Annotated in this window: 28 protein-coding genes and 1 pseudogene; 19 read left to right on the top strand and 10 right to left on the bottom strand. The window is 39.9% G+C overall.

The features are described 5' to 3' along the window. Positions 1–36 precede the first annotated feature (36 nt). The 5 genes and pseudogenes from ACS5PU_RS10180 to ACS5PU_RS10160 all read left to right on the top strand — a co-directional run. Positions 37–684, top strand: coding sequence for a 4'-phosphopantetheinyl transferase family protein (locus ACS5PU_RS10180; protein ID WP_439459176.1), 648 nt, complete (start codon positions 37–39; stop codon positions 682–684). A gap of 10 nt (positions 685–694) precedes the next feature. Then, positions 695–1,423 (top strand): lipoyl(octanoyl) transferase LipB, encoded by a 729-nt coding sequence (gene lipB, locus ACS5PU_RS10175; protein WP_439459175.1) that lies wholly within the window; start codon positions 695–697, stop codon positions 1,421–1,423. Between the two features lie 210 nt (positions 1,424–1,633). Continuing rightward, positions 1,634–2,293: an SGNH/GDSL hydrolase family protein gene (locus ACS5PU_RS10170; RefSeq protein ID WP_439459174.1), complete on the top strand. Its 660-nt coding sequence runs from the start codon at positions 1,634–1,636 to the stop codon at positions 2,291–2,293. An 89-nt stretch (positions 2,294–2,382) separates the two neighbouring features. Beyond that, positions 2,383–2,871: a DUF5684 domain-containing protein gene (locus ACS5PU_RS10165; RefSeq protein ID WP_439459173.1), complete on the top strand. Its 489-nt coding sequence runs from the start codon at positions 2,383–2,385 to the stop codon at positions 2,869–2,871. Positions 2,872–2,877: 6 nt separating this feature from the next. Continuing rightward, positions 2,878–3,024 (top strand): annotated as a pseudogene (locus tag ACS5PU_RS10160) (DUF2752 domain-containing protein); the annotation flags it as partial. A gap of 186 nt (positions 3,025–3,210) precedes the next feature. Here the strand turns inward: ACS5PU_RS10160 and ACS5PU_RS10155 are convergent. Further along, positions 3,211–3,951 (bottom strand): RDD family protein, encoded by a 741-nt coding sequence (locus tag ACS5PU_RS10155; RefSeq protein ID WP_439459172.1) that lies wholly within the window; start codon positions 3,949–3,951, stop codon positions 3,211–3,213. A gap of 144 nt (positions 3,952–4,095) precedes the next feature. On the opposite strand from ACS5PU_RS10155, the gene ACS5PU_RS10150 reads away from it, so the two are divergent. The 6 genes from ACS5PU_RS10150 to ACS5PU_RS10125 are packed head-to-tail and all read left to right on the top strand — an operon-like array spanning position 4,096 to position 10,221. Next, positions 4,096–5,049: a stage II sporulation protein M gene (locus ACS5PU_RS10150; RefSeq protein ID WP_439459171.1), complete on the top strand. Its 954-nt coding sequence runs from the start codon at positions 4,096–4,098 to the stop codon at positions 5,047–5,049. 1 nt (position 5,050) lies between these two features. Next, on the top strand, positions 5,051–5,935 hold the full coding sequence (locus ACS5PU_RS10145; protein ID WP_439459170.1) for a hypothetical protein: 885 nt from the start codon (positions 5,051–5,053) through the stop codon (positions 5,933–5,935). A 2-nt stretch (positions 5,936–5,937) separates the two neighbouring features. Next, on the top strand, positions 5,938–6,669 hold the full coding sequence (locus tag ACS5PU_RS10140; RefSeq protein ID WP_439459169.1) for a DUF4129 domain-containing protein: 732 nt from the start codon (positions 5,938–5,940) through the stop codon (positions 6,667–6,669). Further along, positions 6,666–7,856 carry a DUF4350 domain-containing protein gene (locus ACS5PU_RS10135; RefSeq protein ID WP_439459168.1) on the top strand — a complete coding sequence of 397 codons (1,191 nt, stop codon included), beginning with the start codon at positions 6,666–6,668 and terminating at the stop codon, positions 7,854–7,856. The genes ACS5PU_RS10140 and ACS5PU_RS10135 overlap by 4 nt, the downstream gene beginning before the upstream one ends. Then, positions 7,837–8,814 (top strand): AAA family ATPase, encoded by a 978-nt coding sequence (locus ACS5PU_RS10130; RefSeq protein ID WP_439459167.1) that lies wholly within the window; start codon positions 7,837–7,839, stop codon positions 8,812–8,814. The genes ACS5PU_RS10135 and ACS5PU_RS10130 overlap by 20 nt, the downstream gene beginning before the upstream one ends. A 60-nt stretch (positions 8,815–8,874) precedes the next feature. Next, positions 8,875–10,221 carry a DUF58 domain-containing protein gene (locus tag ACS5PU_RS10125; RefSeq protein ID WP_439459166.1) on the top strand — a complete coding sequence of 449 codons (1,347 nt, stop codon included), beginning with the start codon at positions 8,875–8,877 and terminating at the stop codon, positions 10,219–10,221. 78 nt (positions 10,222–10,299) lie between these two features. On the opposite strand, the gene ACS5PU_RS10120 is transcribed toward ACS5PU_RS10125, so the two are convergent. From ACS5PU_RS10120 to ACS5PU_RS10110, 3 genes are all read right to left on the bottom strand, one after another. Beyond that, positions 10,300–10,860, bottom strand: a complete 561-nt coding sequence (locus ACS5PU_RS10120; protein ID WP_439459165.1) for a transposase — start codon at positions 10,858–10,860, stop codon at positions 10,300–10,302. Positions 10,861–11,370: 510 nt separating this feature from the next. Continuing rightward, a complete protein-coding gene (locus tag ACS5PU_RS10115) occupies positions 11,371–12,429 on the bottom strand; it encodes a nucleoid-associated protein (protein ID WP_439459164.1) in 1,059 nt (352 codons plus the stop codon). Between the two features lie 78 nt (positions 12,430–12,507). Beyond that, the gene (locus ACS5PU_RS10110; protein WP_439459163.1) at positions 12,508–13,080 is read right to left on the bottom strand and encodes a TlpA family protein disulfide reductase; all 573 of its coding nucleotides are present in this window, start codon (positions 13,078–13,080) and stop codon (positions 12,508–12,510) included. Positions 13,081–13,292: 212 nt separating this feature from the next. Between ACS5PU_RS10110 and ACS5PU_RS10105 the strand changes: the two genes are divergently transcribed. Both ACS5PU_RS10105 and ACS5PU_RS10100 read left to right on the top strand, forming a co-directional pair. Continuing rightward, positions 13,293–13,580 (top strand): hypothetical protein, encoded by a 288-nt coding sequence (locus ACS5PU_RS10105; RefSeq protein WP_439459162.1) that lies wholly within the window; start codon positions 13,293–13,295, stop codon positions 13,578–13,580. Positions 13,581–13,700: 120 nt separating this feature from the next. Beyond that, positions 13,701–16,019 carry a TonB-dependent receptor gene (locus ACS5PU_RS10100; RefSeq protein WP_439459161.1) on the top strand — a complete coding sequence of 773 codons (2,319 nt, stop codon included), beginning with the start codon at positions 13,701–13,703 and terminating at the stop codon, positions 16,017–16,019. Positions 16,020–16,222: 203 nt separating this feature from the next. On the opposite strand, the gene namA is transcribed toward ACS5PU_RS10100, so the two are convergent. Beyond that, complete coding sequence (gene namA, locus ACS5PU_RS10095) at positions 16,223–17,302, bottom strand: NADPH dehydrogenase NamA (RefSeq protein WP_439459160.1); 1,080 nt, start codon at positions 17,300–17,302, stop codon at positions 16,223–16,225. A gap of 238 nt (positions 17,303–17,540) precedes the next feature. Between namA and ACS5PU_RS10090 the strand changes: the two genes are divergently transcribed. The 5 genes from ACS5PU_RS10090 (at position 17,541) to ACS5PU_RS10070 (ending at position 21,605) form a co-directional block, all read left to right on the top strand. Next, positions 17,541–18,425 carry an ABC transporter ATP-binding protein gene (locus ACS5PU_RS10090; protein WP_439459159.1) on the top strand — a complete coding sequence of 295 codons (885 nt, stop codon included), beginning with the start codon at positions 17,541–17,543 and terminating at the stop codon, positions 18,423–18,425. A 3-nt stretch (positions 18,426–18,428) separates the two neighbouring features. After that, positions 18,429–19,241, top strand: a complete 813-nt coding sequence (locus ACS5PU_RS10085) for a hypothetical protein (RefSeq protein ID WP_439459158.1) — start codon at positions 18,429–18,431, stop codon at positions 19,239–19,241. 18 nt (positions 19,242–19,259) lie between these two features. Beyond that, on the top strand, positions 19,260–19,634 hold the full coding sequence (locus tag ACS5PU_RS10080; protein ID WP_439459157.1) for a GntR family transcriptional regulator: 375 nt from the start codon (positions 19,260–19,262) through the stop codon (positions 19,632–19,634). A gap of 4 nt (positions 19,635–19,638) precedes the next feature. Further along, positions 19,639–20,481 (top strand): GIN domain-containing protein, encoded by an 843-nt coding sequence (locus tag ACS5PU_RS10075; RefSeq protein WP_439459156.1) that lies wholly within the window; start codon positions 19,639–19,641, stop codon positions 20,479–20,481. Positions 20,482–20,618: 137 nt separating this feature from the next. After that, positions 20,619–21,605, top strand: a complete 987-nt coding sequence (locus tag ACS5PU_RS10070; RefSeq protein ID WP_439459155.1) for an alpha/beta fold hydrolase — start codon at positions 20,619–20,621, stop codon at positions 21,603–21,605. Between the two features lie 198 nt (positions 21,606–21,803). On the opposite strand, the gene ACS5PU_RS10065 is transcribed toward ACS5PU_RS10070, so the two are convergent. From ACS5PU_RS10065 to ACS5PU_RS10055, 3 genes are read right to left on the bottom strand one after another with little or no spacing between them, the layout of a single operon-like run. Beyond that, entirely contained in the window at positions 21,804–22,709 is a 906-nt protein-coding gene (locus ACS5PU_RS10065; protein ID WP_439459154.1) for a DUF6263 family protein, read from the bottom strand. A 2-nt stretch (positions 22,710–22,711) separates the two neighbouring features. Further along, positions 22,712–23,485 (bottom strand): zinc-dependent peptidase, encoded by a 774-nt coding sequence (locus ACS5PU_RS10060; RefSeq protein ID WP_439459153.1) that lies wholly within the window; start codon positions 23,483–23,485, stop codon positions 22,712–22,714. 60 nt (positions 23,486–23,545) lie between these two features. After that, positions 23,546–24,571 (bottom strand): Gfo/Idh/MocA family oxidoreductase, encoded by a 1,026-nt coding sequence (locus ACS5PU_RS10055; RefSeq protein WP_439459152.1) that lies wholly within the window; start codon positions 24,569–24,571, stop codon positions 23,546–23,548. 105 nt (positions 24,572–24,676) lie between these two features. On the opposite strand from ACS5PU_RS10055, the gene ACS5PU_RS10050 reads away from it, so the two are divergent. Further along, positions 24,677–25,021 (top strand): hypothetical protein, encoded by a 345-nt coding sequence (locus tag ACS5PU_RS10050; RefSeq protein ID WP_439459151.1) that lies wholly within the window; start codon positions 24,677–24,679, stop codon positions 25,019–25,021. 183 nt (positions 25,022–25,204) lie between these two features. On the opposite strand, the gene ACS5PU_RS10045 is transcribed toward ACS5PU_RS10050, so the two are convergent. Both ACS5PU_RS10045 and ACS5PU_RS10040 read right to left on the bottom strand, forming a co-directional pair. After that, complete coding sequence (locus tag ACS5PU_RS10045; protein ID WP_209434965.1) at positions 25,205–25,882, bottom strand: OmpA family protein; 678 nt, start codon at positions 25,880–25,882, stop codon at positions 25,205–25,207. A gap of 176 nt (positions 25,883–26,058) precedes the next feature. Further along, positions 26,059–26,751 (bottom strand): ABC transporter ATP-binding protein, encoded by a 693-nt coding sequence (locus ACS5PU_RS10040; RefSeq protein ID WP_439459150.1) that lies wholly within the window; start codon positions 26,749–26,751, stop codon positions 26,059–26,061. Positions 26,752–26,753 lie beyond the last annotated feature (2 nt).

Below are 26,753 nucleotides of genomic sequence, written 5' to 3'. Positions count from 1 at the left end.
TTAAGATAATTTTGCATGTAATCTCCAATTTAATCGATGCCAATAATTTATAATAAAAATATTGATGAGCATGCTGTTTTAGCAATTTGGAAAATTGAAGAAACGGAAGAAGAACTGTTGGCCGGACTGCAGCTTAAGCAACATGAGCACGACATTATTTCATCGTTAAATAGCGGAAAAAGGTTATTGCACTGGTTAAGCACCAGGCTTTTGCTCCGGACCATGCTAAACACCACAGAATATATTGACTGCCAGTTTGATGAGCATGGAAAACCTTATCTGGTTAATTTTGATTACCATATTTCTTTAAGCCACTCGTACGATTATGCCGCGGTAATGATCAGCAAAGAGCATGCGGTAGGTGTTGATATTGAACTGATTAAACACAAAATAAAAAGCATTAAACATAAATTTTTGAGCGATGTGGAGCTGGCCCAAAAACAGATTGGCGACAACACCGATGGTTTATATGTAGCCTGGTGTGCAAAAGAAGCCATTTACAAATGGCATGGCAAAAAAGGCCTTGAATTTAAACAGCATATCCATATTAAACCTTTTAAGCTAAAAAGCGAGGGTTCGTTAAATGCACTGGTAGAACTGCCAACAGGCACCATCGCATTAACCGTAAATTATTTTAAAACCAAAGATGGCTACATGTTGGGTTATGTGGCAGGCAATTCTTAAATAAACTGAAATGAACGAGCTAGATGAAAAAGTAATTGCGGCCAAGTTGATTCCGACCATATTTACCGATTGGGGATTAACCGATTACCAGGAAGCATGGGATAAACAGGAAGATTTACTGAATAAAACCGTAGCCATTAAAACAGCTAACCGGGTAAATAACGTTAACAACCCCACGCCTAATCACCTTATTTTTTGCGAGCACCCACATGTTTATACTTTGGGAAAAAGCGGTCACCCTGAAAATTTATTATTGGATGAGCAGGGCTTGAAAGACAAACAGGCTAGCTATTATAAAATTAACCGTGGTGGCGATATAACCTACCATGGCCCGGGGCAGATTGTGGGCTATCCTATTCTCGATCTTGATAATTTCTTTACCGATATCCATTTATATCTCCGCACGCTGGAGGAAGCAGTTATCCTTACATTAAAAGATTATGGCATTGAAGCCGGCCGTTATCCGGGTTACACTGGCGTTTGGCTAGATCCTGATAATGAAAAGGCCCGTAAAATCTGCGCCATGGGGGTTCGCTGCAGCCGCTGGGTTACCATGCATGGCTTCGCCTTCAATGTAAATGTAGATTTAGATTATTTTAAAAATATTGTTCCCTGCGGTATTGATGATAAAGCGGTAACATCGTTGGCTCAGGAGCTTGGCTATAAACTGGACATGGAAGAGGTAAAAGGCAAATTAAAAAACCACATTGCCAGCCTGTTTAAAATGGAGCTGGTTTAAAACTGGCTCAGGATTTCCCTGCAGATAAAGCGGAGAAGAAACGCAGATTTGCGCAGATCTTGTGCTTCAAGGTTCTGTAGTTAAAACCTAAGCTGTATCCAGTACTACGAAAACTTAAGCCCATGCACTTTCGTAATTGAGGTTATGAAAATTTTATTCGGTGCCCTTTTATTTTCTTTGCTAACTTCGGCCTGCACAAAACAGGAGCCCATGCTTAGCAAACCCCTCATCGATCCATCAACCACCCAACCCGCTGCAGCAGGTAACTTTACTTATCTGGCACTTGGCGATTCGTATACTATTGGCGAAGCCGTAAAGCAGGCCGAATCTTTCCCCTACCAGCTTCAAAATTTGCTTAAAGCAAAAAATTTGGCAGTGGCCAACCCTAAAATTATTGCCGTAACGGGCTGGACAACAGATGAACTACAGGGCGCTATTAAAAAGGAGGCATTAACCAACACTTACAGCTTTGTAACGCTATTAATTGGCGTTAACAACCAATATCGTGGTTACCCGATAAGTACCTACCGAAAAGAATTCGCAGAATTGTTACAAACTGCAATAGCTTTTGCAGGTGGCGACAAAAATAAGGTTTTTGTGGTTTCTATACCCGATTGGGGAGCCACGCCCTTTGGTCAAAATTCGGGAAAAAGCCCCCAAACCATCGCAAATGAAATTGATGCTTTTAACGCTGCGAACCAAGAAATAACGCTTGCAGCAGGTGTTAGCTACACTAATATTACTCCCGCCTCCAGAAATGCCGCAACCAATCCATCGTTAATTGCCGGTGATGGGCTACACCCGAGCGGCAAAATGTACAGCGAGTGGGCTGATGCCTTGTTGCCCAAAGTAGCCGCTGTACTGAAGTAATTTAACCACTTGGGTATTTTGATTTTAAATTAAAAAATCTATTTTAGTTTAACTATTTAAATTAATCACCTTTTAAAAACAGTTAAATTATGAATGAATACGAATCGAGCGGAATAGCCGCAGGCATTGGTGTGGTTGGTGGAATTATTTACCTGGCAATAATTGTAATTTTTATTGCTGGCATGTGGAAAGTGTTCGAAAAAGCAGGAAAACCAGGCTGGGCAGCAATTATCCCTATTTACAACTTGATTATTTTATTAGAGATTGTTGGAAAACCTATGATCTGGATTTTATGGCTGATTATTCCTTGTGTTAATATTGTATTCGCGATTTGGCTATACAATTTGGTAAGCAAGAGCTTTGGTAAATCAGAAGGTTTTACGATTGGTTTAGTGATCTTTCCATTTATTTTCTGGCCGATTTTAGGCTTTGGATCTGCTACTTATTTAGGCCCATCAGCTGCTGAGGCTCAAAATGGCGGTTTTGGAAACAATCCTTTCAATAACCCAAACAACCCATTTAACAAACCGTTCGGTAATCAGGATACCCCAAATGATACGCCTCCACCGGTAGTTTAATCAAACATGTTTATCATATTTATATTTTGCAGCTTAATCAACCTGGTTGATTGGCTGCAAAATCATTTAATACCCTGTCCATTTAAAGCCCTAACCGGCATTGATTGTCCTGGCTGCGGCTTTCAGCGGTCATTTATTGCGCTTATCCAAGGCGATGTATCAAAAAGCTGGTCGCTCTACCCACCTACTATCCCTTTACTCTTTCTATTTGTATCCGTAGGCCTGTTGTACAGGTTTCCGGTGAAATACCAAAAAACCGTGTTCATTACCCTCGTTATGGTAGTTGGCAATTTTATAATGTTCAGCTATATCCATAAAATGCTAATTGCTTAGTACCTATTAAACACTTACCGATGTAAGGTGCTTATAATCCTTCAGTACCGTTTCCAAAAACTGCAGTTCGTTCATCCCGCTGGGCAAGGTAGCCACAATATGCGCTTTGGTTTTAGCAGCCATAGCATATATTAATTCGGCATTACCGGTTTGGTAATAACCGTTTAACACCTCGTGTATAAGTTCTATATCCCTATCACTTAAATGTATTACTTCTTTAAACTGGGCATCATATTCATCGGGCAGACTAAAGTTAAAGGCCACGTTGGCCAGCTGCGTTCGCGGTGTGGTTTTAATCAGCGTTGTTTTAGCCAGGATATCGCCTAGTCTTTGGTGGTTCTTGGTTACCACTACCGCAATTAAGGCAACAACACCCCAACCAAACGGGAAACCAAAATCAATGGTTCTGAACAGCCACCTTAAAATGTACTGCCCTAATGTTGGCTGGCCGCCATCAAGACTGATTACCTTTACTTTTAACACCTTTTTCCCCAAGGTCTGTCCATCCATGGTAAGCTCGCAAACCAGATCGTAAAAGGCAAAAATAGCAAGGAATATAAAAAGCACCACCAGGCCGGCATTTCCCGATAGGCTCATCTGCGCGGCACCCATTACAATAACCGTTATGATGGCAAGTATAGCAAAACCTACCAGATCGATACATCTGGCCGCAATGCGCTCGCCGAGGCCTGCAATTTCGTACTCTATATCTATATTTTGAGCGGTGCTAATTTTGATGGTATCCATTTTTCAAACATAATTTTTTTTAGGGATAAAGCTGTGACGTAGTCATTATTTTTTTGAACTAAGGATTTCTTATATTTTTATCCCCGCGGTTCTTAATCCATAAAAAATTAACTATTTTAACCCAAGATTTGGTAACGCCTTTAAATGAGAGAAGCTTTATTTGTTAAACAGCATTCGGAGAAGTGGCAACATTACGATTCCATGCAGCAGGCCAATCCTGATGAGGTGGCCAATCAGTTTATCGAAATCACCAACGACCTGGCTTACGCTAAAACATTTTATCCAAATTCGAAAACTACCGCTTATTTAAACGGGCTGGCCTCCAAACTGCATCAATCGGTTTATAAGAATAAAAAAGAAAAATCGAACCGTTTTATATATTTCTGGAAAACAGAACTTCCACTGATCTTTTTTCAGTATAAAAAACAGATCTGGTATGCATTTGCATTCTTTATCATATCGTGTGCTATCGGTGCACTTTCGGCCAAGTACGATGATACTTTTGTGCGCCTGATTATGGGCGATGGCTATGTAAACATGACCAATGAAAATATTGCCAAAGGCGACCCTTTTGGTGTGTACAAGCAGCAGAACGAATTTATGATGTTTATGCAGATAGGTTCTAATAACATTTATGTAGCCTTGTATACATTTGTTCTGGGCATCATCTTTTCCTTTGGTTCAATTGTATCGATATTCCGCAACGGGATTATGCTGGGCTCTTTCCAGTATTTCTTTTTTAGCAAAGGTTTGGGCCTACAATCGGTTATGGTAATCTGGATCCACGGTACGCTCGAAATATCGGCCATTGTACTGGCGGGCGCAGCAGGTTTAATACTTGGTAACAGCCTTTTATTCCCTAAAACCTATACCCGTATGGCCTCTGTTTTAAGGGGGGCAAAAGATGGCCTGAAAATCGTTATCGGATTAATCCCAATTTTTATTGTAGCCGCGTTTTTCGAAAGCTTTGTTACCAGGCATACCGAAATGCCGGCATGGCTGAGCATCCTCATTTTGTTATCGTCGGCCAGTTTTATCATTTGGTACGTATTTATTTATCCAGCAAAAATTAACCTCAAAAAAACAGAAGTAAATTAACATGTTAGGCAGATTAGAATTTAAGAAAATAAGAGATTTCGGACAGGTAATTAACGATACTTTTACCTTCATGCGCCAAAATTTTAAACCGCTGATAACAACATATTTCATGTTCTGCGGTTTGTTTGTGCTGGCCAGCATGCTAACCATGTTGTTACAGCAGTACAAAATGGTCAACATCATTAATACCATTGGCAACGGTAGGAATACCAACGGCATAGGATTTGGCGCCATGTACGGTGTTACGTATTTCTTATCTATCCTGTTCTCGCTGGCCAGTTATGCCAGCATGAGTGTGGCCATCCTCTCGTACATTGCCATTTACATTCAAAAAGGAAACCAAACGCCTACCATGGATGAAGTTTGGGGCTATTTTAAATACTACTTTTTCCGCATTTTTGGCAGCTCTATCTTACTCATCATTTTGCTTGTTGTTGCATTTATGTTCTGCCTTGTACCCGGATTTTGGCTTTTCCCTTTCATTGCCATGATGTTTCCTATTATGGTTATCGAAAACGCAACATTGGGTTATGCCTTTGATAGAAGTTTCAAAATTATAAAAGATAATTACTGGGTAACATTTGGTACACTGATCGTAGTGTGGATTATTGTTTACGCATGCATGAGCATGGTGGTACTGCCAACCACCTTATTTAATATGATCGGTATGTTCAGCGGTAAAAACCCGCACATGAATGTAACCCTCACCATGATTACCACCGTGCTGCAATCGCTTTGCCAGGTATTTACCATCATTCCGATCATCACCATTACGCTGGCTTATTTCAGCTTGGTAGAGCAGAAAGAAAGTACCGGTTTAATGGAGCGCATTTCGAACTTTGGCAGCAGTGAAAAACCTATCGATACCCGACCTGAAGAATATTAGAGATGCAGCGTAGCCTAATTCCATACCTTTTTGTTTTAATGTTTTTTCTTCCGGCATTGAGCTATGCCCAGGCGGCAAAACCGAAGCCTAATGCTGCTGCTGTAATACGTATTGATAGCAATAGCCAGGTTACCCCTGCAAAATTTGATAAGGAAGCCATAAGCGATTATAAAGATCAAAAAGAATTTCAGTACGATGAAATAGGCGAACAGCAACTTTCGCTGTGGGACAGGTTTTGGATGGCCTTCTGGAGAATGATTGGCAGCTTATTCGAAGGAGCTGCCACAAACCCGGTTTCGAGGTATATTTTTATTGGCTTAGGTGTGGGTGTGGTTATCTTTATCCTGATTAAAGCAATTGGGGCAGAAAACATATTCAGCAAAAAATCGAAAGAAACCATCCTACCATACGATGTGATAACCGAAAACATCCACGAAATAGATTACGAGCAGGAACTGCAAAGGCTAATTGCCGAAAGAAAGTTCCGCTTAGCGGTTCGTTTATTGTATTTAAGGGCTTTGAAAAAACTGAGCGATGCCGAACTGATACAGTGGCAGCCCGAAAAAACCAATTACAACTACTTAATGGAGATTAGTAAGCCCGAACTCAAAAATGATTTTGGTAAACTCACCCTCCAGTTCGATTATATCTGGTATGGCGATTTTCCTATCGACGAAACTAAATTCGAGCCTATTAACCAATCGTTTAATCAGTTTAACAGTCAGATTAAATGAAAGGTTATAAAGTATATCTCATTATTGGCTGTATCCTGATAGCTGGTTATCTGGTAGCCCAGTACAACAAACCTACGCCAACAAACTGGGCGCCCACTTATGCTACCAAAGATAAAATCCCATATGGCACCTACATTCTGTATAACCGCATAAAAGATATTTTGCCCAAGGCCATTGTTAGGCCATCGCAACTGGCGGTTTACAATACCTTAAAATCAAAGGCATTAAGCAAAACAGCATATTTAATTGTTGCCCAACAGGTAGATATCGGCAAAACCGACCAGGAGCAGCTGATCAAATACATGCAGGCAGGTAACGATGTGTTTATTGCAAGTTACGATTTCGGCCAAATGGAAAAAGCGCTAAAGCTAAAAACGGCTACCGCCATGACTGCTGAAGGCAGTAACCTAAACTTTACCAATATAAACCTCAAAACTGAGGCAAATTATGGTTTTGAGCGCGGTATTGGGAGTCAGTTTTTTAGCAAAACCGATACAGGCAAAACAACCGTACTGGGGGTTAACGGTAAGGGCCAACCTAATTTTATACGCTATACCTATGGCAAAGGCTACCTCTACCTCATTGCCGAGCCAGGCTTTTACACAAATTTCAACCTCCTCAATAAATATGGCGCAGAGTATGCGGCAAAAACGCTGAGCTACCTACAGCGCAATAAAGAATTGATTTTCGACGAATATTTTGCCGGTCAGAAAAACACCACAACAGATCTGCTCCGGGTATTTTTTAAACACCCGGAGTTAAAATTTGCTTATTACCTCAGTATTTTCGGCCTCTTGATTTTTGTCTTTTTCGATATTAAGCGCCGCCAACGGATTATCCCGATAGCCGATCCAAACACCAATTCCTCACTGGCTTTTGTTCATGTGGTGGGCAGTGTTTATTATCACGAACGCAATAACCTCGATATCGCACTGAAAAAATTAAATTACTTTATGGAATACCTACGGAGCAGGTATTATCTGAAAACCAACGAAATTAATCCGGAATTTGCGCAGCTACTGGCCCAAAAAACGGGCATAAATGAAACCCTGGCCAAAACACTGACCAGGTATTTTATACAAAGCCCTAAAATGACGCAATTGAGCGATACGGAATTGATTAATTTAAACGAAAGCATAGAACAGTTTTATAAAAATACGCAAAGCAATGGAACAAGAACAGTTTAACCAACGTACAGATTTAAGTGCGCTAAATGAAGCCGTAAACCAGATCAGAAATGTACTTGGCAACATCATTATCGGACAAAAGCAGGTGATTGATTTCTTAATTGTTGGTTTGCTTGCCGATGGGCATATCCTGATAGAAGGGGTTCCGGGAGTAGCCAAAACCCTTAGCGCCAAATTGCTTGCCAAAGCCATTGATGCGCAGTTTTCGAGGGTACAGTTTACACCCGATTTAATGCCTTCAGATGTTTTGGGAACGCCAATTTTCAATACCAAAACCGGAGATTTCGAGTTTAGAAGAGGCCCGATTTTTGGCAATATTATCTTGGTTGATGAGATTAACCGTGCACCGGCCAAAACACAATCGGCCCTGTTCGAAGTAATGGAAGAACGGCAGGTGACCATAGATGGCGAAACCTATATTATGGACGAGCCTTTTATGGTGCTGGCCACACAGAACCCAATTGAGCAGGAAGGAACTTACCGCTTGCCAGAAGCACAGCTGGATAGGTTTCTGTTTAAAATAGAAGTTAAATATCCATCACTTGAAGAAGAAACGGCGATATTATTGGCGCAACATGCCCTGGTGAATAAAACATTGTTGAACGAGGTAAAGCCAGTACTCTCGGTGAAACAGATTGAAGAAGCAAGAGCCATTATCCGCAACCTGTTTGTTGAACCAAAATTACTGGAGTTTATTGCCAAAATTGTAAATGAAACCCGCAGCAATGCCTCGCTTTATTTAGGTGCTTCGCCAAGGGCATCGTTGGCCATTGTACATAGTGCTAAAGCTTTTGCTGCCATTCAAGGCCGGGATTTTGTTACCCCAGATGATATTATTGCTGTAGCAGGCCCCGTGCTGGCACACCGCATATTGTTATCGCCCGAAAAAGAAATGGAAGGCTTAACAACAGGTGATATTGTAAATCAGATTATTAAAAAAATTGAAGTACCCAGATAGTCGGGAGCCAGAAGTCCGGATTCAGTTAACCAGTTTCAACAATTAACCGATTAAACAACCTTGAAAAAATTCTTTCAGCAATATTACATCAATTTATTCCTAACCGACCGCCTTTTTACGGCGCTTGGGTTTTGTGTTGTGCTTTTTTTGCTGAAATTCTTTTTTGCCTGGCTTGGCGATATTCCAGAAATTGCAACCGGGGTATTCGCTGTGCTTTGTTTTATAGATATTTTTATCCTTTACCAAAACAAGCTCGGTATTGATGCCAAAAGATTTACTTCGAAAAGGCTAAGCAACGGCGATGAAAATCCAATACAGATTGAAATCAGGAACCGTTATGCATTTGGCGTAAAAGTTAGGGTAATTGATGAGGTCCCCTTTCAGTTTCAGCTGCGTGATAAAAATTTCTGGTTGCACCTTAAGCCTACAGAAATAAAATCAATACATTACACCTTACGTCCAACAAAACGCGGGGAGTACGATTTCGGTTTGATAAGGGCTTATATCAACTCTCCACTGGGCCTAATAAGTCGGCGCTATAATTTTGATGAGGCCAAAATCTTGCCTGTTTACCCCTCTTTCATTAATCTCGGTCAGTACGAACTGATGGCTATTTCGCACCGGTTAACTGAATTTGGGATCAAAAAAATCAGAAAGATTGGTCACAGTACCGAATTCGACCAGATTAAGAATTATGTTGGTGGCGATGATATCCGCACCATTAACTGGAAGGCAACGGCCAGAAAAGGCGGGCTGATGGTAAACACTTACACGGATGAAAAATCGCAGAATGTTTATTGTATTATAGATAAATCGAGAATCATGCGCATGCCTTTTGAAGGCCTGAGTTTACTCGATTATGCTATTAATGCCGCTGTAGCACTTTCAAAAGTTGCCATGCTTAAAGAAGATAAGGCTGGGTTAATCACCGTATCAGAAAGTATAGGGGCAATAGTACCTGCAGACCGCAAGGCTTCGCAGCTGGGCAATATTATGAATGTGCTGTATAAAGAGAAAACAAGGTACTTAGAAAGTAACCTTGAAGCACTTTATGCCGCCGTACGTTCGGTAGTTAAACAACGCGGGCTTTTGATTTTCTTTACCAATTTTGAAAGTTTATCGGCCCTGCACCGGCAGTTACCTTATTTAAAGCGTATTGCGAAGTACCATTTACTGGTTCTGGTATTTTTTGAAAATACGGAGCTGAAAGATTTAAGCACCAAGCCAGCCAAAGATGTGGAAGGTATTTACCACAAAACCATTGCTGAGAAATTTATCTACGAAAAAAAACTAATGGTTAAAGAGTTAAATAAACACGGTATTTTAGCCATCCTTACGGCGCCGCAAAACCTAACCATTAGCGTAGTAAACCAATACCTGGCATTAAAAGCGCAACAGCGGATTTAGTTTGGAGCTGGGAGTATTGAGTTGGGAGTTGCTTTTCTAAAACTTTAACCTCGGTCTGTGTCCTCACAGACCGAAATACTATAAAAGCGTCCGGTAATCTGTTAAAAAGCCAAAATCATCTATTCCTGTTTCATAGAATTTAGCCGATGACCAGTCGTAATCCTCAGGGTTTTGGCATAATTGCCATCTTTCTTGTAATGGGTTAAGATGGATATAATCTATTTTTTGCTCAAGTTTATCGGGTTTATCCATAACGACGGCCAAAGGATCTCGTTGCCATAAACGAAAACTTCTTTCACCATCATCAACTTTAAAATGAGTTAGTACACTTTGATGATTTGCTTTTAAATCCTGAAAAATTTGATGAGAAGTAAATTTGTTGAAACTTGCATGAGGCATTTCCTTTCCATTTTTTTCGATCATCTGCCATACCAAGTGCAAATGATTCGGCATAATTACAAAAGCGTAAACTGTAATCTTTTTTCTATTAACGAGTTCCCTTAAAGTATCAAGTACTATTATTTTATACTTATCGATAGAAAATATCTTTTTCCAGTCTTTAACAGTGTCTGTCCAAAAATATACTTCATCCAAAAGCATCTTTGAATTACGATCCTGTTTGAAGATGTTATTTTCCATTATTAAAAATAGAAAATAAAATCAATTTTCGGTTTATGAGGGATATGCATTACGGGAGCACTATCAATCCCTTGCTCTGTGTATCCACGGACCAACTACCGTAATTGATTGAAATTTTCTTTGACATACGTTGTTTCGGTCTGTGAGGACACAGACCTAGGAGTTAGATTTAGTTTGATCCCAGAAGCCAAGTAGTTTTATCCTCGGTCTGTGTCCTCACAGACCGAAATGCTATTAAAGCATTCACTATTATAATCATTTTTTTTAGGTCTGTGGGGACACAGCCCGAGGGGTTATGGCCAAAGTCCACGAGCGCCCAGATTCAGAACTCCAAACCCCTAACTAACCTACCTTTAACCTCGGTCTGTGTCCTCACAGACCGAAATCCTATAAAAGCGTTCAATATTATAATCATTTTTTTTAGGCCTGTGGGGACACAGCCCGAGGGCTTATGGCCGAAGCCCACGAGCGCCCAGATTCAGAACTCCAAACCCCTAACTCCAAATTAACCTACTCCTCTTCCCTAAAATACACTTTGTAAAAGTTCATCGATTTATCATCATCGTAGCCTTTCTCAATCATATCCTTATTTCCGTGGATGTAAATGTGAAAGTTTTTATCCAGCTTGAGTACGCTTTTATATGCCCTGGCCTGTTTTTTTACGGCCGATTCGGCAATTTCAAAATGGTCTGCAATTGGACTTTCAAACTCCTCCTCGTAATTTTTCTTATAATTTTTAAAAGATTCAATCCCTTCGGCATTTCCAATTACCTCATTACCAAACTCTTCAATGTCGAAGGTTTCTTTCTCCTTAAAATATTTCATGGAGCGGTTTAACAGGTCGATTTTATCAGCCTTGCTAATTTCATATTCATCATCCAGTTTCTGGGTGACGAAGTTTTTATAAACACCCAACACATTATTGGTTTGGTTATAGCTATCGTTCCTGATTTTAAGTTTTAAAAACTCATCTTTCCAGTACACGGCAGAATCGTTGCTGCTCTTGGCCTGATCGAGCACCACAACCTTGTATCCTTCTTCCCGCTCTACATTAAAAATCAAACAGCCTTTATCCAGCTTGTTAATGCTAATGGCCTCCTGCTCGTAACTTACGTTAAAGCCATCCAGTTCAGGGAAAACTTTTAGGTAAGTATCTTTAGTTTCCGATTTAAATACCCCTACCACATCCAATTGCTCGCCTTCAATCTGCACCTTTTCGAAATAAGCTATGTAAAGTTCGCCCGATTTAATTTTAGGGTGGTTGGCCACATCGTATAAATGTTTGGCCAATTGCTGAGAATCTTCGTGAAAAAGTTCGTTGTTCTCGAAAATTTCGTGCACAAAATGGAACACCTCATTCAGTTCGAGGTTATCGTTTGGATGATAAAAGCGATAAACTTCATTTACCTTCTCGAAAGGCTTTAAGAAATACTGCATCAACAGGTTCCCCAACAGTTCATCTTCAATTTTTAAAGGAGCATCAGATAGTTTATAATACTCTTCAAGCACTTTATTGCCTGTATGATGAATGGAAAGTTGTTTAAGCGAAGCCTCGAAAAATGAAATCATGAGGGCAAAAATAGCAAAATGATTGGTTAACCATTGCGAATAGTGCTGCTAAAAAAATGCCGGTTACCGGGCTTTGATTTACTTGGAATGACTTAGTTTAAGCATAAAATCAATAATCTTTTTATCTGCATAATCTGCAGCACCTTCATGCTTAAGCGATAAACGCCCCTGCTTATCCAGTACAACTGTTGTAGGCAAAGCACCCGAAAACAACTGCTCAGGTATATCGCTTTCTACCTTGTAAACCGGTAGCTCATATTTGCGTTCGGCCATAAACTTAACCGATTTTGCCAGCTCACCATCGGCATCTGCAAAAATGAAAACGATATTCTGATCATTTTTAAACTGGTTGTACAATTTGTTAATCGATGGCATTTCGGCGCGGCAAGGTGGGCACCAGGTGGCCCAAAAATTCAGAAAAATAACTTTGCCTTTTAAATCGCCCAAATCTATAATGTTACCTTTAACATCTTTAAACCGGATGCCATTGAGATACCCATTTGTAGCCACAGGCGCTTCGATCTTTGGTTTGTAAAAGCCAATTTCCATTAATCCCTTAATAAAAAAAGCTTTTGCATCGGGCACAAAGATGATGGCCAACAAAAGCACCAGAAATATGGCATTTAGTATATTTTTCTTAATGAATTTCACAATGGATAACTTAATACCGGCAAAGGTATCGATTTATCTCCCAATAACCTTTTACAACAATGGATATTGCACAAAGCCGACTGTTCAAAAACGACGCTATTGTACTATAAAAGCAATGTTACTTAGCCATTAGGTATAAATGAATAGTATTTGCTACTTTTGGGCTGTTGAAAAAGCATAGGCAAAACATTAAATTATATTTATCGGCATTTATGCTGATGGTATTTGCTATTGCCCTAACTCCCTGGAGCGTACTCCACCACCACAACCCCGTTCCGGTTATCCAAAAAGAGGTAAACTGTAAACACGTTAGCCACGTTCAATCGCATGGCGATACCTGTTTAATCTGCAATGCCAGTTTTGAAAAAAACTATGTATCAACGCATCACATTTACAGGATCTTTTTATCGGCCAAAATTTTCAGCCAAACGGAACCTACCTTAAAAAATGCCTTTACGGAAATAAAGCGCAGCTGCTTACGCGGCCCCCCAATGGCTTAATTTTTTCTTAAACGCACATCTCCGGTGTGCCCGTATTCAATTATTTAAGTAAAACTTTACTTGGCTTCAGTTTCATGTTGCCTTTAAGTTTTGTGTCATTTTTATTTACCATACATTCTCATGAAAAAATTACAGCTTATTGGCTTGGTAATTCTATATACATTATTGAGCAATACTGCATTTGCTACCCTATTAAAAGATATTAACGGTAAGGTTACCGATGCCAGTACCCATCAAACATTGCCTGGTGCAACCATTTTTATTCCAGATTTAAAAGTTACTGCAGTTACCAATAACGATGGCGAGTTTACGTTGAACAATCTTCCATCAAAAGGAAGTTATTTGGTTGAAGTACACTACGTAGGCTATAAAACAGCTACAAAAGTAGTTAACCTGGCTACCGCCTCCGGACTTGAATTTTCTTTGCAGCCTACTGCGATAGAAACCAAAGAAATTGTAATTACCGGAAGCTTGATCAGCAGTACAAGCAAAAGAAACAGTGCTTCATCGGCAGTTGTGGGCAAAGATCAGCTTTTGCAGCCCTCAAGCAATTTAATCGATGCCTTAACTAAGGTTCCTGGAGTTTCACAGATCACTACCGGACCATCTATTTCTAAACCGGTAATTAGGGGCTTAGGCTACAACCGTATTGTAACTTTAGATGACGGGATTAAACAGCAGGGCCAACAGTGGGGCGATGAACATGGTATTGAGATCGATCAGTTCAAATCAGACCGTGTAGAGATTTTACGTGGAGCAGCTTCGTTAATGTATGGCTCTGATGCTCTTGGAGGCGTAATTAACCTTTTAGAACCCAGTACAGCTCCAGATGGACAGATAAAAGGCGAATTTATTACCAACTATGCCACCAACAATGGCTTAACGGCCAACTCGCTGATGTTAACAGGCAACGAAAATGGATTTGTTTGGCGCGCACGTGGCACTTACAAAAACGCTTACTCTTTTAAAACACCAACTGGATATTTTCCGAACTCGGGCTTTAACGAAACCGATTTAAGTGGAATGATCGGCTTAAACAAAAGCTGGGGGTACTCACACCTAAATGTTTCGAGTTTCCGCAACAACATTGGTTTTTACGAACCTACTTTAGATGCCAATGGCAATTTTGTAAAAGAAGATGGCGAAGCCTTTATTACTTCTGATTATAAAAACCGTGAGTTGGATTATCCCCGCCAGGACATTAGGCATTTTAAAATTGCCCTGAACAATAATTTTATTTTAGGTAACGGCAATTTAAAGGCTGATTTTGGTTATCAGCAAAATCAGCGCCGCGAATTGGAAGATGGTCCAGACCCTTCGCTATTCTTCGATCTTAAAACCTACAATGCAGATTTAAAATATTACATCCACGAAACCAATGGATGGCAGCCTGTATTTGGCTTAAGTGCAGATGCAGGCCATAGCCAGAACAAAGCAAATGATGAATTTTTAATTCCAAACTACAATACCTATGGTATCGGTGTTTTTGCTTTTGCCAAAAAGAACTGGGAGCGCAATACCTTTAGTATTGGCGCCCGTTACGATTACCGTAAAAATAATGGCAAACAACTGTTTGTAGATGGTGAAGAGCAATTTGCACCTTTTCAGAATAAATTCTCGAATGTAAGTGGAGCTTTAGGTTTTACGCACCAGTTTAACGAAGAATGGAACTTTAAGGCCAATGCAGGTTCCGCTTTCCGTGCACCCAATCCTGCCGAGCTGGCCTCAAACGGTGTTCACGAAGGAACATTCCGTTACGAAATCGGTAATTCGAACTTAAGTCCAGAGCGCAGTTACCAGGTTGATGCAGCCTTAGAATACGAAGGAAAAATTGTAAGTGCAAGTGCCAGTATTTACAACAATTACGTGCATAATTTTATTTATGCTTCAACCAACGGCGAAACCATTATGGCCGAAGGAGACGAGTATCCGGTTTACCGTTACGGACAGGTAAATGCCAACCTTTACGGCGCTGAAGCCAGCTTAACCATCCACCCTGTTCCATTTATCCATTTCGAAAATACCTTTGGTTATGTACATGCCCAAAACAATACTTTGGGCAGGCCATTGGCATTTATACCAGCTGGTACATTGCGCAACGAACTGCGTTTCGAGCCAAAATTAAAAGGTACAAATGATGCTTATCTTTCGGTAGGTATTAATTCGGCATTTAAACAAACCCGTGTAGATGATGTTTTTGAAACGCCAACCAGTGGTTATACCCTATTAAACGCAGGTATTGGCGCTACATTTAACCTCGGCAAGCAGCCTATCAAATTATCTGTATCAGCCAACAACATTTTAGATCAGAAATATTACGATGCGTTGAGCAGGTTTAAACCGGGCCGTTTCGACTCGGAAAATCCTAATTTAGGCGTTTACAACACAGGTAGGAACATCACTTTCGGGCTTTACATCCCTTTTACTGTAGCTAAATAATAAAATTTTGTCACGTTGAGGCTGTCGAAAGGCTTCCGAGGTAGTTTGGCAGGCTATTATTAACAGATTTAAATAGAAAATTCGTCATTGCAAGGCACGAAGCAATCTTAAAGCGTACGCTAATAGCGATCGTTGTAAGATTGCTTCGATGGCTGAAAAGCCATCTCGCAATGACGAATTTCATTTATTTCAAGCGTACCAAACTACTTCTTAAAAGTTTCTCTTTTGGCCCTTACATATTGGTTTGGCCATTCTGTATCATCGCCTAATTTCTGTGCAGCATGTGTTGGGAAATAGGCATCGCGCAGCGACTCGCGGGCAATGAAGATTAAATCTGCTTTGCCCTGTTCCAAAATTTCTTCTGCCTGCTCTGCTTCAACAATAACACCAACAGCCCCGGTGTAAATACCGATTTCATTCCTGATTTTATCGGCAAATGGAACCTGATAATTTGGACCTGCAGGGATAAACGCATCGGGCACATTCCCTCCTGATGAGGTATCGATTAAATCTACCCCACGATCTTTCAAAACGGCTACCAGTTGCAGCGAATCGTTTTCGTTCCAGCCGCCCTCAGTCCAATCTGTAGCCGAAATGCGTACGAAAACCGGTAAGTTTTCTGGCCATACCGATTGTACTGCCTCTACCACATCAATTACCAAGCGTATGCGGTTTTCGAAACTTCCACCATAAATATCGGTGCGTTTATTGCTCAGGGGACTAAAAAATTCGTGCAGTAAATAACCATGTGCGGCATGTATTTCAACAACTTTATAACCCGCATCCAAAGCACGTTTGGCAGCAGCCCTAAAGGCAAAAACAATATCCTGAATTTCTTTAATGCTCAGCTCGTGCGGCTCAACCTGCCCTTGTTTAAAAGGAATGGCCGATGGGCCTACAGGCTGCCAACTGTTCGGGCCTTCGGTAAGCTGTTCGCCACCGTTCCATGGTACTTCGCAGCTGGCTTTTCTACCTGCATGGGCCAATTGTATACCCGCAATGGCACCGTTATCGTGGATAAAAGAAACTATCTGTTTTAGCTTTTCTACATGCTCATCTTTCCAGATGCCCAGGTCAGCATAGGTAATTCTTCCTTCTGCAGTTACTGCAGAGGCTTCCTGAATAATCAATCCCGCTCCACCAACAGCCCTGCTGCCCAAATGCACCAAATGCCAATCGTTGGCAAATCCATCTACTGCAGAATATTGGCACATTGGCGAAATAACAATCCTGTTTTTTAAGGTTACATCCTTTAGCTTAAAGGGAGAAAATAGTTTCGACATATTTTTTGAGTTTAACTGGCATGGTGTACAGTGTAGTCAATAGTTTATAAATTTCTATTTCCTGTACGTTACGCTACAAACATACAACCTCCATATTAAGGATGTTTTATTGTTGCCCGTATTAAACGGATATTTTACAAATGCCTTACGTTTTGATGCTGTAGACTATCTAAGCGTCGTTAACCTGACGTTAACAATCAAATAATTTCCAGCCACAAATAAAAAAATTAAAAATAATTTGGAAAGGATTACAATAGATGATATTTTAGTGTATTATTTAACTAATACAGTAGATATGATCGAAATTAACAATCTGAATTTTGGCTACAGCAAGCATAAGCCATTATTTAAAAATATGAGCATGCGCTTAAGCAATGGTCATATTTATGGTTTGCTTGGAAAAAACGGGGCAGGTAAATCAACCTTTTTAAAAAACCTAGCCGGTTTGGTGTATGCGCAGAGCGGAAATCTTAATGTGATGGGCTTTAACCCCGCAAAAAGACAACCGGCTTTATTAGAGCAGATCTGCTTTATACCCGAAGAATTTCATTTACCGGCGGTAAAAATAGATGCTTACCTGAAAGCCAATGCCCCCTTTTACAAAAACTTCGACCACAGGTATTTTGCCGAGCTGTTGAAGGAATTTGATATCCCGCCCAGCAACAGGCTGATTAACATGAGCTATGGACAGAAGAAAAAATTTATTATCGCCTTTGGTCTGGCCACACAGGCTAAACTGGTTATTATGGATGAGCCTACAAATGGTTTGGATATTCCATCGAAGGCCCAGTTCAGAAAAATTATGGCTTCGGCATTAACGGACGACCGCTGCATTATCATTTCTACCCACCAGGTTAGGGATTTAGATAATTTAATTGATACGGTAATTATGCTCGATGAAAACGATGTAGCGCTAAAAGCATCGGTAGAAGAAATTACCACAAAGCTCACTTTCAAAAAAGTTAAAGAAGTGGATGATAGTATTTTTTACGCAGAACCATCACTATCCGGCTATAATGCGGTAATGCCGAACTACCACCACGAAGAAAGCAAATTGGATATGGAACTGCTGTTTAATGCCATACTTGCCGAGAAAATCAAATTTAAACCTTTATTCAGTTAAGCGATGAACAACACCTTTAATATTAACCGATTTGGCTTATTGCTAAAAAGACAATGGCTTGATTTTGGAAAAGTTTACCTCATGAGTTTAGTGGTACTAGCCGTAATTATCGTTGGTTTCTACTACTTTAATGTCCCACAATTTAAGAGTGCATATTTTAGATGGGACAATAACGAGCATGCCCAGTTGGGTTTCCGCGCTGTCATATTCCTTTTTATCGGATTTCTGTTTATAACCATCGAGGCCAGTGCTTATTTCAGTCCGCTGGGGCAGAAATCTAAAGCCATAATGGAATTAATGACCCCTGCTTCTATTACAGAAAAATTTCTTTGCGCTTTCTTTTTTACAGCTGTGCTCAGTATTGTAAGTTACCTGCTCATTTTTTATGTAATCGATGCCATTTTTGTGAGCTACATCAACGATTTATGGGCAAATAAAAAAGTAATGAATTATAATACCGGCAGGCTTACACTGGTTTCTTTCAGTACTATTTTCGATGATCTGACAGCCGAGCGGGAATATAAATATTTATTTGCCCTCCCTTTTTTGGTTACCAGTATTTTTCTGTTAGGCTCCGTATACTTTAACCGCTTTCATTATATTAAAACAGCGGTATCTGTTACTGCTTTTTTTGTACTGGTGTTTTTCTTAAGCTTTAGGTTTGCCAATTGGATTACGGCCGATAAAAGCGCTAAATATATTGTTGGTGGCCATGATAAAAGCTTTGTATTTACCATATTTTTTTGGGTTACAGTGGCCATCAGCCTAATTATTTGGTTAATCACGTATATACGCCTCAAAGAAAAAGAGGTTTAATTTTTAAAGGGTATAGATATGGAATTTAGAGATAATAAGGCAATATACCTTCAGATAGCAGAATATGTTTGCGAGCACATTCTGCTGGGAAAATGGAAAGCCGATGAGAAAGTTCCTTCGGTAAGGGAACTGGCCGTAGAAATGGAAGTAAACCCCAATACGGTAATGCGTACCTACGAGCTGCTACAAAACAAGAACATCATCAACAACAAACGCGGGATTGGCTTTTTTGTTGATGAGGCAGCGATAAGCCATGTAAAAAACTACCGCAGGCAGCAGTTTATACAAGATGAGCTCCCTGTGGTTTTCAGGAATATTTACCTGCTAAATATTGGTTTCGAAGAACTGGAAAACCAATACCAAACATTTGTAAAAGAGAATTTTAACGCTTAATAAAATGAAAACAAGTAATAAATTATTAATCGCCCTTGCTGCACTGCTGATTGTTATTCCAATAGTTGTTATTGCAGTTAATGTTAAGCTAAATTATGTATCGTTTAAGAGCGATAGGTTTTTAGCAGAACAGGATATCAATGCCGAACCTTTCGACAAAGAAAGTGATGGTAGGGTTTCCATACCTTTTAACACATCTTTTAACAGCGTTAATGTTCCCGATGCCAAAAGAATTTATTTAGAACTACACTTGATAAAAAGTGCAAAATCAGGTGTAAAAGTACCTACTGATATGAAAGACGGTATCACTTTTAACGTGAACAAGACCGGTACATTGCAAGTCAGCTTTAGCGATCAGCTGAACAGATCGGGCAACAACCGCTACGGTGTAGTCATATTGGTATATAGTCCAAATATTGACCAATTGAACATCAATAATTCTTCAAGCATAGTTTTAACCGCAAAAACCGATAGTTTAAGCATCAATGCCACTAAATCAGGCAACTTATCTTTCGGTTCTCCAATAACATTTAGTTCAAACGGAAAATTTACAAGGGTAATTAACCAAACAGATATTAAAAAACTAAATATCAATCTAGACAGTTCGGTTTTTAATTCAAGCAATATTTCTTACAGGGATTTAAACATTTCCAGTAAAAATTCAACCGTAACTATGAGTGGAGAAGACGCTAAAAACAATAGCATTGAAAATTTGACAATCAATACTTTTGAAAAAGCTTATCTAAAAATAGAGAATATAACTGTGAACAAAATCACCGGTAATTTTTCGGATGAAACTACTATAGCAATGCCCGTAAAATATCTGAAACAAATGTTAAAAAAGTAATTCTTTAAGCATGATAAGTCGCATATGCACCATCGTTATTAATGATTGTGTAAAAAGGGCATGATTTTTAAGCTAACTAATTGGCAAAAGTATAACTTGGGCCAATTAGTTTTAGTTTTTATATCAATACCCAATCCATGAAGAAGTTTTTCTTTTTATTTGCCCTCTCTCTATTCGTTTTTAGCCAGGTTAAAGCACAAAAGATCGATACGCTATCTATCACTTTAGAAAACGTTAAATACCCCTACCCTGTTAAATATTTCCCAATCAATACCGAGGGCCAGGATGTTAAAATGGCCTATATGGATATTGCGCCCACACAGGCGGCCAATGGCAAAACAGCTATTCTTTTCCATGGGAAAAATTTTGGCGGTTATTATTGGACCAATGTAATTAAAGCCCTAACCAATATTGGCTACCGTGTTATTGTACCCGATCAAATTGGTTTTGGTAAATCGTCAAAGCCTTTTATACATTACAGTTTCCATCAAATGGCCACGTGGAACAAAAAGTTATTAGATACCTTGGGCGTTCAAAAAACAGTGGTTTTGGGCCATAGTATGGGCGGTATGCTGGCCACTCGGTTTGCTTTGATGTATCCCGAAAAAACAGAAAAACTTTTGCTTGAAAACCCAATAGGCTTAGAAGATTATAAAACTTTTGTACCTTATATTACTACCGAGCAGCAATACCAAACTGAACTCAAAACCACTGCTGAAAGCGTACGCAAATACTATCAAGGATCTTATTTTACCTATTGGAAGCCAGAGTATGAATACCTGGTGAGCATAGCCGGAGGGGTAACGTTTAGTGCCGATTATCCACGGTGGGCAAAAGTAGCCGCCATGACTTTTACCATGATTTATGAACAACCTGTTGTTTACGAATTTCAGAACCTTAAAGTGCCTACTGTTTTATTTATTGGTAAAGAAGATAAAACCATAGTGGGTAAGGGACTATTATCACCCGATCAACAGGCTGTACATGGCCAATACAAGCTGCTGGGCAAACAGACCGCCGCCAAAATTATCGGCGCTAAAATAATCGAATTTGAGGCCTGCGGACATATTCCGCATATTGAAATCCCAACTGAGTTTTTGGTAGCCTTAACAGGAAGTTTGTAGTTTTTGGAGGAGGATAGACTGTCATCCTGAGCTTGTCGAAGGGTGGTAATAAATACATTTTCAAGCGTTTCGACAGGCTCAACGTGACAGACTTAATAAAACCAGCCTTATTTTACCAGGTTTAAAATGGCACAGCCATCAATGAGCCCGATAAAACATCCAAAAAATCCTGAATTAAACCTGCGAGGTTTGATCCAACTAGTTAATTTCTTTTCCTACAATTTTATTAATGCCCTGCATTTCGAAATCGATATCCTGCCCCATCGATTTCATTTTACCATACAGTTCTATCCGCAGATGGCTGTTCAGCACCATGCCGGTCTTCATATCAATAGCTGTTTCGCCAGAGTTGGTTCCCTTTAAATCGGTTTCCATTTTGTTGCCCATTACTTCAAAATTACCTTTCGATAGCAAAGTTCCTTTTACGCTGAGCGTGGCAATACCATCTTTCACTTCCTTTAAGCTGTATTGGGTAATCGTTTCAATCGGCATACTCATCTGCATTTTGGTATCAACTGTCCAGCTATCGCCTATGGCAACAGGTTTCTCAGGATAAATTTTAAACGAAGATTCCATGGTTTGCTTAACCATTTCGGAGCTGAACTGTTTGCTCAGGGCATCTTTAAACTGTTTAATCTGGCTGGTATCGGTGGTCATTTTTGCCGCCATCCCATCCAGCATTTTATCTATTCCGGCTACCGATTTAATTGATCCATTTGGGGCAACGATCATATAAAATGAAGCTCCTTTTAAACCGCTGAAAGGATTTTTCTTGGTGCTGTCCTGATCATCGGAGCTGAGCGTCATGGTGTTCCCCATGGCCACAGATTTTATAAATATCCGCTTGTAGGTTACTTTGATATCTTTTTCTCCACTATGCCCTTCGGTAATATCAAAAGTATAATCAGTACCAATATTCTGCGTTAAATTTATGGCCCTGTCGCCAATTTTCTGATTAATAATCTGATCGGAAGTAATGGAGAAATCGTATTTATAACCTGTTGGGTAATTTTGCCTTAAAACGTAGGTTTTTTGGGCCGATACAGTTAAGCCCATCAAAGTGCATAAAACTGCTGCCCAAATCTTTATCTTATAACTCTTCATAATTAACCTGCTGGATGCTGCGCAAATATGCGGCTTAACTGAAAATACAATTCGGGATGTTTATCTTTCAACAACTCGGGCTTTTCAAAGAAATACTCAGAAACCACCGCAAAAAACTCGGCCTGATTGGTAATTGCATAAGGATTGATATCTGATTTATTGTCTTCGATCTTTTCAATCTCCTCATGCATCATTTTTATCCATGGCAAAGTATATTCGTGCGCCATCAAATTCTCCGGAACACCATCCGTTGCACCGTCCGATTTATCCAAAAGATGAACAAACTCATGTATAGCGGTGTTTTCTTTGCCTGCACTTTTAGAAAAACCATGGCGCAGCGCCGATCTCGATAAAATCATCTGTCCGTTCATATACCCTGTACCCACCATGCCCATAATGTTCCGCTCGCCGCCCTCAAACTGAAAATCTTTATTAAAGGTATCGGGATACAATAAAACGCTAGTGAGGTTTTGATATTGCCAATCGTCAAAGCCGAAAATTGGAATTACCGCACTCGAAGCAATCAACAGCTCATCCAAAGTAGTCATTTCTAACCCTACGGCCTCAATTTTAACCGTGCTGAAAAATGTGGCTACCTTTTGTTCAAACCTGAGCTTATCTGTCGAATCAAGGTTGTGGTAATAGCTAACATAATCATCGAGTATTTTTTTGTCTACATCGGTTAAGGGCTCGATGATCACTTTCTTTTTCTTCAGAATGAGGTAAATGGCAATGAGAAAAATGGGGATGAGGTAGGCAAATGGTAGGGAGTTCATAAAAGAGATTACACAGGTTAATGTGATGTACCGGGTTTAAAGTAGTATACAGATAGAGGTTTAGTTTTCTATAATTTCTAATTGGGCCAACACATCTTCACGGGTAATGGGATATGGTTTGTTGTTCGTAATTGATTGATAAACCGCTTCGAAAAGTGGCAGATAACTACCCAGTTCGGATGGAATGATTTCTTCGGTTTTATGGCCTTCAGAATCAATAGTCGTTAATAATCCATCTTTGCCTTCGGCCTCAATACCATAAGCTGCATCTGTTAGTTTCATCCCAGCCAATAATTGTTCTTCTTGGATATCAGCCCGCTCTTTAATGAAACTGCCATCAACGCCGTGCAATACAAAGGCAGCCTGCGGATCGACCACAAGCATGCTCGAGGTAACAAAAACATTTACGCTATCGGGATAACTTAACTGGATGGTAAAATAGTCATCAACCAAAGTACCTACACGGTTTTTACCCAAAATTTTATGATAGCTTAAGGGCTTGCCAAACAAACTGATTACCTGATCTAACAGGTGCGGACCTAAATCATAAAGCAGGCCACTGGCTTCAACCGGGTTTTCTTTAAATGCTTTTGGCCCGATAACATTGCGGTAGCGGTCGTAACGGAAATGTACTTCGTTCAGTTTGCCCAGCTTACCGCTTTCAATTACTTTTCTTACCGAAGTAAAATCGCTGTCCCAACGGCGGTTCTGATAAAAGAATATCTGCTTGCCCACACGGTCTGCCAGTTCAAAAAGTTCTTTGGCCTGTGCTGCAGTAGCGGTAAATGGCTTTTCTACCAAAACATGTTTGTTATGGGTTAAAGCGGCTTTTGTATGCTCGTAGTGAAGGTTATTTGGGGTATTTACTACAACCAGTTCTATTTCATCATCGCCCAAAAGCTCATCAACGCTAGTGTAACTTGTAATATTTGGGTAATCATTAGCCGCATTTTTATTGTTGCGCTCAACTACTGCCTTTAAATTAAAGCCATGGTGCTCATTTAAAAAAGGGGCATGAAAAACCTTGCCCGACATGCCATAAGCCAATAATCCGGCGCCGATTGTTTTATTTGTATTCGTATCCATAAACTATAAATGTAACCAAAAATACAATTATGATTTAAGCTTTACGGCTAAAAGTCGAAACCTTTTACTCAGGCCATAAACCTTTTTACACTATCTTTGCACAATATGAAACCGTCGGAGATTAATGCCAAGTGGAAAACCTTACAGGAAAAGATTTCAAATGAATTCGATTCTGATTTTCCTGATTTAAAAGTAATGCTTTTCTTAATCGGTGTACAGGAACTGGGCAAAGGACCAAAAAAATACAGCAAACGGCAAAAGGAAGAATTGATGCACATTGCCACTTGCCGCTTATTGAGCGAAATGGGCTTTTATGAACTGGAGGGTTTAGACCAAGATGGCTGGCCACACTGGAAACTAATCAAAACAATTCCACCTTACACCATGCTGGAGCAAGAAATGCTAATGAAATCGCTTGTGGTGAGCTATTTTGAAGATATTTATTCTTAAGCAGCTGAGGCTAACTGGCGAAGTCTGCCTGGGCCACTGGCTTGGTAGACTTCGTAAGTTTTGAAAGGTCTAAATTACATGGCCTTTGTCAGATGGTAACAGCTGGGGCACAAAAAAACCCCGGTGGATGTACACCGGGGCTGCATATATAATGACCTCATAGGTAGAGGGAAATAGCGATGATTAACCTTGTTTTTGTGCGCTGGCTTTTAATGCATCGTTAGCAACAATTACAATCTCTACACGACGGTTAGCTGCACGGCCTGCATCAGTTTCGTTATCTGCAATTGGCTCAGCAAAACCTTTACCAATAGTAACCAATCTTGATGATGGAACACCTTGAGAAACCGCATAAGCTTTAACCGCTGCCGCTCTTCTTTCAGATAAGCCCATGTTATATTGTTCTGTACCACGGCTATCGGTGTGACCGATAATCTTGATATCTGTATCTGGATATTGGTTTAAAGAAGAGGCTAAACTCTGAATATTGGTTTTAGCTGCATCTTTTAATGCTGTTTTATCAAAGTCGAATAAAATACCGCTATCAAATTTCACAATAATACCTTCTCCTTCGCGGATTACCTCTGCATTTGGAATTGCTTTCTGGATTTCAGCAGCCTGTCTGTCCATTCTGCGGCCAATAAAAGCACCAGCTGTACCACCAATAGCACCGCCAATTAATGCTCCAACTGCTGTATTACCTGCTTTTTTTCCAATTAAAGCACCGATAACACCACCTGCAGCAGCGCCAATTCCGGCTCCTTTTTGCGTTTTAGTTAAACTATCACAACTTTGGAATGCCATTGAACCTACTGCTAATCCTATACTTAATGTCGCTATTCTTACTTTTGAAATACTCATAATAATCTAGATTTATAATTTCTACTCGTGGTATTCAAACACAATGCCAAAAAACTGCAATACCTGTTTTTTTAGGCGTTTTCGGTTAAATACGCGGAAATAGCACAAAATTTTGGCGATAAAAAAAAGCCCCAACGAATCGGGACTTTCCATAATGTATCATTCTTAGTACAAAACTAGGCCGAGAAATAGCTCTCCAATTCCTTCAGCGTATTTTCATCTGTTTTAAAATCTTTAATTACCTGTCCTTTTTCTACCAGGATAATCCTGTTGCACACATCGGTAACGTGATTTAAGTCGTGGCTCGAAATAAAGGTGGTCATGCTGCCTGTTTGTTCTTTCAGCAATTTCTTTAACCTAATCTGCGTGGTTGGATCGAGGTTGGCGAAGGGCTCGTCCAGAATTAAAATTTCGGGGTTCTGCATCAAAGCAGCCGCTATGCCTACCTTAACCTGATTGCCCTTGCTAAAATCGCGGATGTACTTTCCACTATCCAAAATTTCTCCGTTAAAAAATTCAGCATATTGTTTTAAATAGGCTGAAACATCAGCCACACTGAGGTTGTGCAGGCTGCCGATAAAAATAAAATACTCTTCGGGCGTTAAATAATCAATTAAAAACCCTTCATCCAAAAAAGATGCGGTATAGTTTTTCCAGTTATCGCTCTGCATTACGTTTTCACCTTTTGATAAAACCTCGCCATTTGTTGGACGGATCAAATCTAAAAGCATCCTGAAAAAAGTAGTTTTACCAGCGCCGTTATTTCCAACCAGGCCTACGGTTTCGCCAGCAGCAATATGTAAATCCTCAATGTTTACAACGGTTTTATCGCCATAAACTTTTTGTAAATTCTTAACTTCTAAAATCATAA

The sequence above is a fragment of the Pedobacter sp. GSP4 genome (genome assembly GCF_051857575.1).
Lineage (GTDB): Bacteria > Bacteroidota > Bacteroidia > Sphingobacteriales > Sphingobacteriaceae > Pedobacter.
The sequence above is the reverse complement of the archived record's forward strand: the minus strand, read 5'-3'. Positions and strand labels throughout refer to the sequence as shown.

Coding starts and splice junctions, on each gene's coding strand:
- ACS5PU_RS10180 (WP_439459176.1), top strand. CDS start 37: ATGCCAATAATTTATAATAAAAATATTGATGAGCATGCTGTTTTAGCA.
- lipB (WP_439459175.1), top strand. CDS start 695: ATGAACGAGCTAGATGAAAAAGTAATTGCGGCCAAGTTGATTCCGACC.
- ACS5PU_RS10170 (WP_439459174.1), top strand. CDS start 1,634: ATGCTTAGCAAACCCCTCATCGATCCATCAACCACCCAACCCGCTGCA.
- ACS5PU_RS10165 (WP_439459173.1), top strand. CDS start 2,383: ATGAATGAATACGAATCGAGCGGAATAGCCGCAGGCATTGGTGTGGTT.
- ACS5PU_RS10155 (WP_439459172.1), bottom strand. CDS start 3,951: ATGGATACCATCAAAATTAGCACCGCTCAAAATATAGATATAGAGTAC.
- ACS5PU_RS10150 (WP_439459171.1), top strand. CDS start 4,096: ATGAGAGAAGCTTTATTTGTTAAACAGCATTCGGAGAAGTGGCAACAT.
- ACS5PU_RS10145 (WP_439459170.1), top strand. CDS start 5,051: ATGTTAGGCAGATTAGAATTTAAGAAAATAAGAGATTTCGGACAGGTA.
- ACS5PU_RS10140 (WP_439459169.1), top strand. CDS start 5,938: ATGCAGCGTAGCCTAATTCCATACCTTTTTGTTTTAATGTTTTTTCTT.
- ACS5PU_RS10135 (WP_439459168.1), top strand. CDS start 6,666: ATGAAAGGTTATAAAGTATATCTCATTATTGGCTGTATCCTGATAGCT.
- ACS5PU_RS10130 (WP_439459167.1), top strand. CDS start 7,837: ATGGAACAAGAACAGTTTAACCAACGTACAGATTTAAGTGCGCTAAAT.
- ACS5PU_RS10120 (WP_439459165.1), bottom strand. CDS start 10,860: ATGGAAAATAACATCTTCAAACAGGATCGTAATTCAAAGATGCTTTTG.
- ACS5PU_RS10115 (WP_439459164.1), bottom strand. CDS start 12,429: ATGATTTCATTTTTCGAGGCTTCGCTTAAACAACTTTCCATTCATCAT.
- ACS5PU_RS10105 (WP_439459162.1), top strand. CDS start 13,293: ATGCTGATGGTATTTGCTATTGCCCTAACTCCCTGGAGCGTACTCCAC.
- ACS5PU_RS10100 (WP_439459161.1), top strand. CDS start 13,701: ATGAAAAAATTACAGCTTATTGGCTTGGTAATTCTATATACATTATTG.
- namA (WP_439459160.1), bottom strand. CDS start 17,302: ATGTCGAAACTATTTTCTCCCTTTAAGCTAAAGGATGTAACCTTAAAA.
- ACS5PU_RS10085 (WP_439459158.1), top strand. CDS start 18,429: ATGAACAACACCTTTAATATTAACCGATTTGGCTTATTGCTAAAAAGA.
- ACS5PU_RS10080 (WP_439459157.1), top strand. CDS start 19,260: ATGGAATTTAGAGATAATAAGGCAATATACCTTCAGATAGCAGAATAT.
- ACS5PU_RS10075 (WP_439459156.1), top strand. CDS start 19,639: ATGAAAACAAGTAATAAATTATTAATCGCCCTTGCTGCACTGCTGATT.
- ACS5PU_RS10070 (WP_439459155.1), top strand. CDS start 20,619: ATGAAGAAGTTTTTCTTTTTATTTGCCCTCTCTCTATTCGTTTTTAGC.
- ACS5PU_RS10065 (WP_439459154.1), bottom strand. CDS start 22,709: ATGAAGAGTTATAAGATAAAGATTTGGGCAGCAGTTTTATGCACTTTG.
- ACS5PU_RS10060 (WP_439459153.1), bottom strand. CDS start 23,485: ATGAACTCCCTACCATTTGCCTACCTCATCCCCATTTTTCTCATTGCC.
- ACS5PU_RS10055 (WP_439459152.1), bottom strand. CDS start 24,571: ATGGATACGAATACAAATAAAACAATCGGCGCCGGATTATTGGCTTAT.
- ACS5PU_RS10050 (WP_439459151.1), top strand. CDS start 24,677: ATGAAACCGTCGGAGATTAATGCCAAGTGGAAAACCTTACAGGAAAAG.
- ACS5PU_RS10045 (WP_209434965.1), bottom strand. CDS start 25,882: ATGAGTATTTCAAAAGTAAGAATAGCGACATTAAGTATAGGATTAGCA.
- ACS5PU_RS10040 (WP_439459150.1), bottom strand. CDS start 26,751: ATGATTTTAGAAGTTAAGAATTTACAAAAAGTTTATGGCGATAAAACC.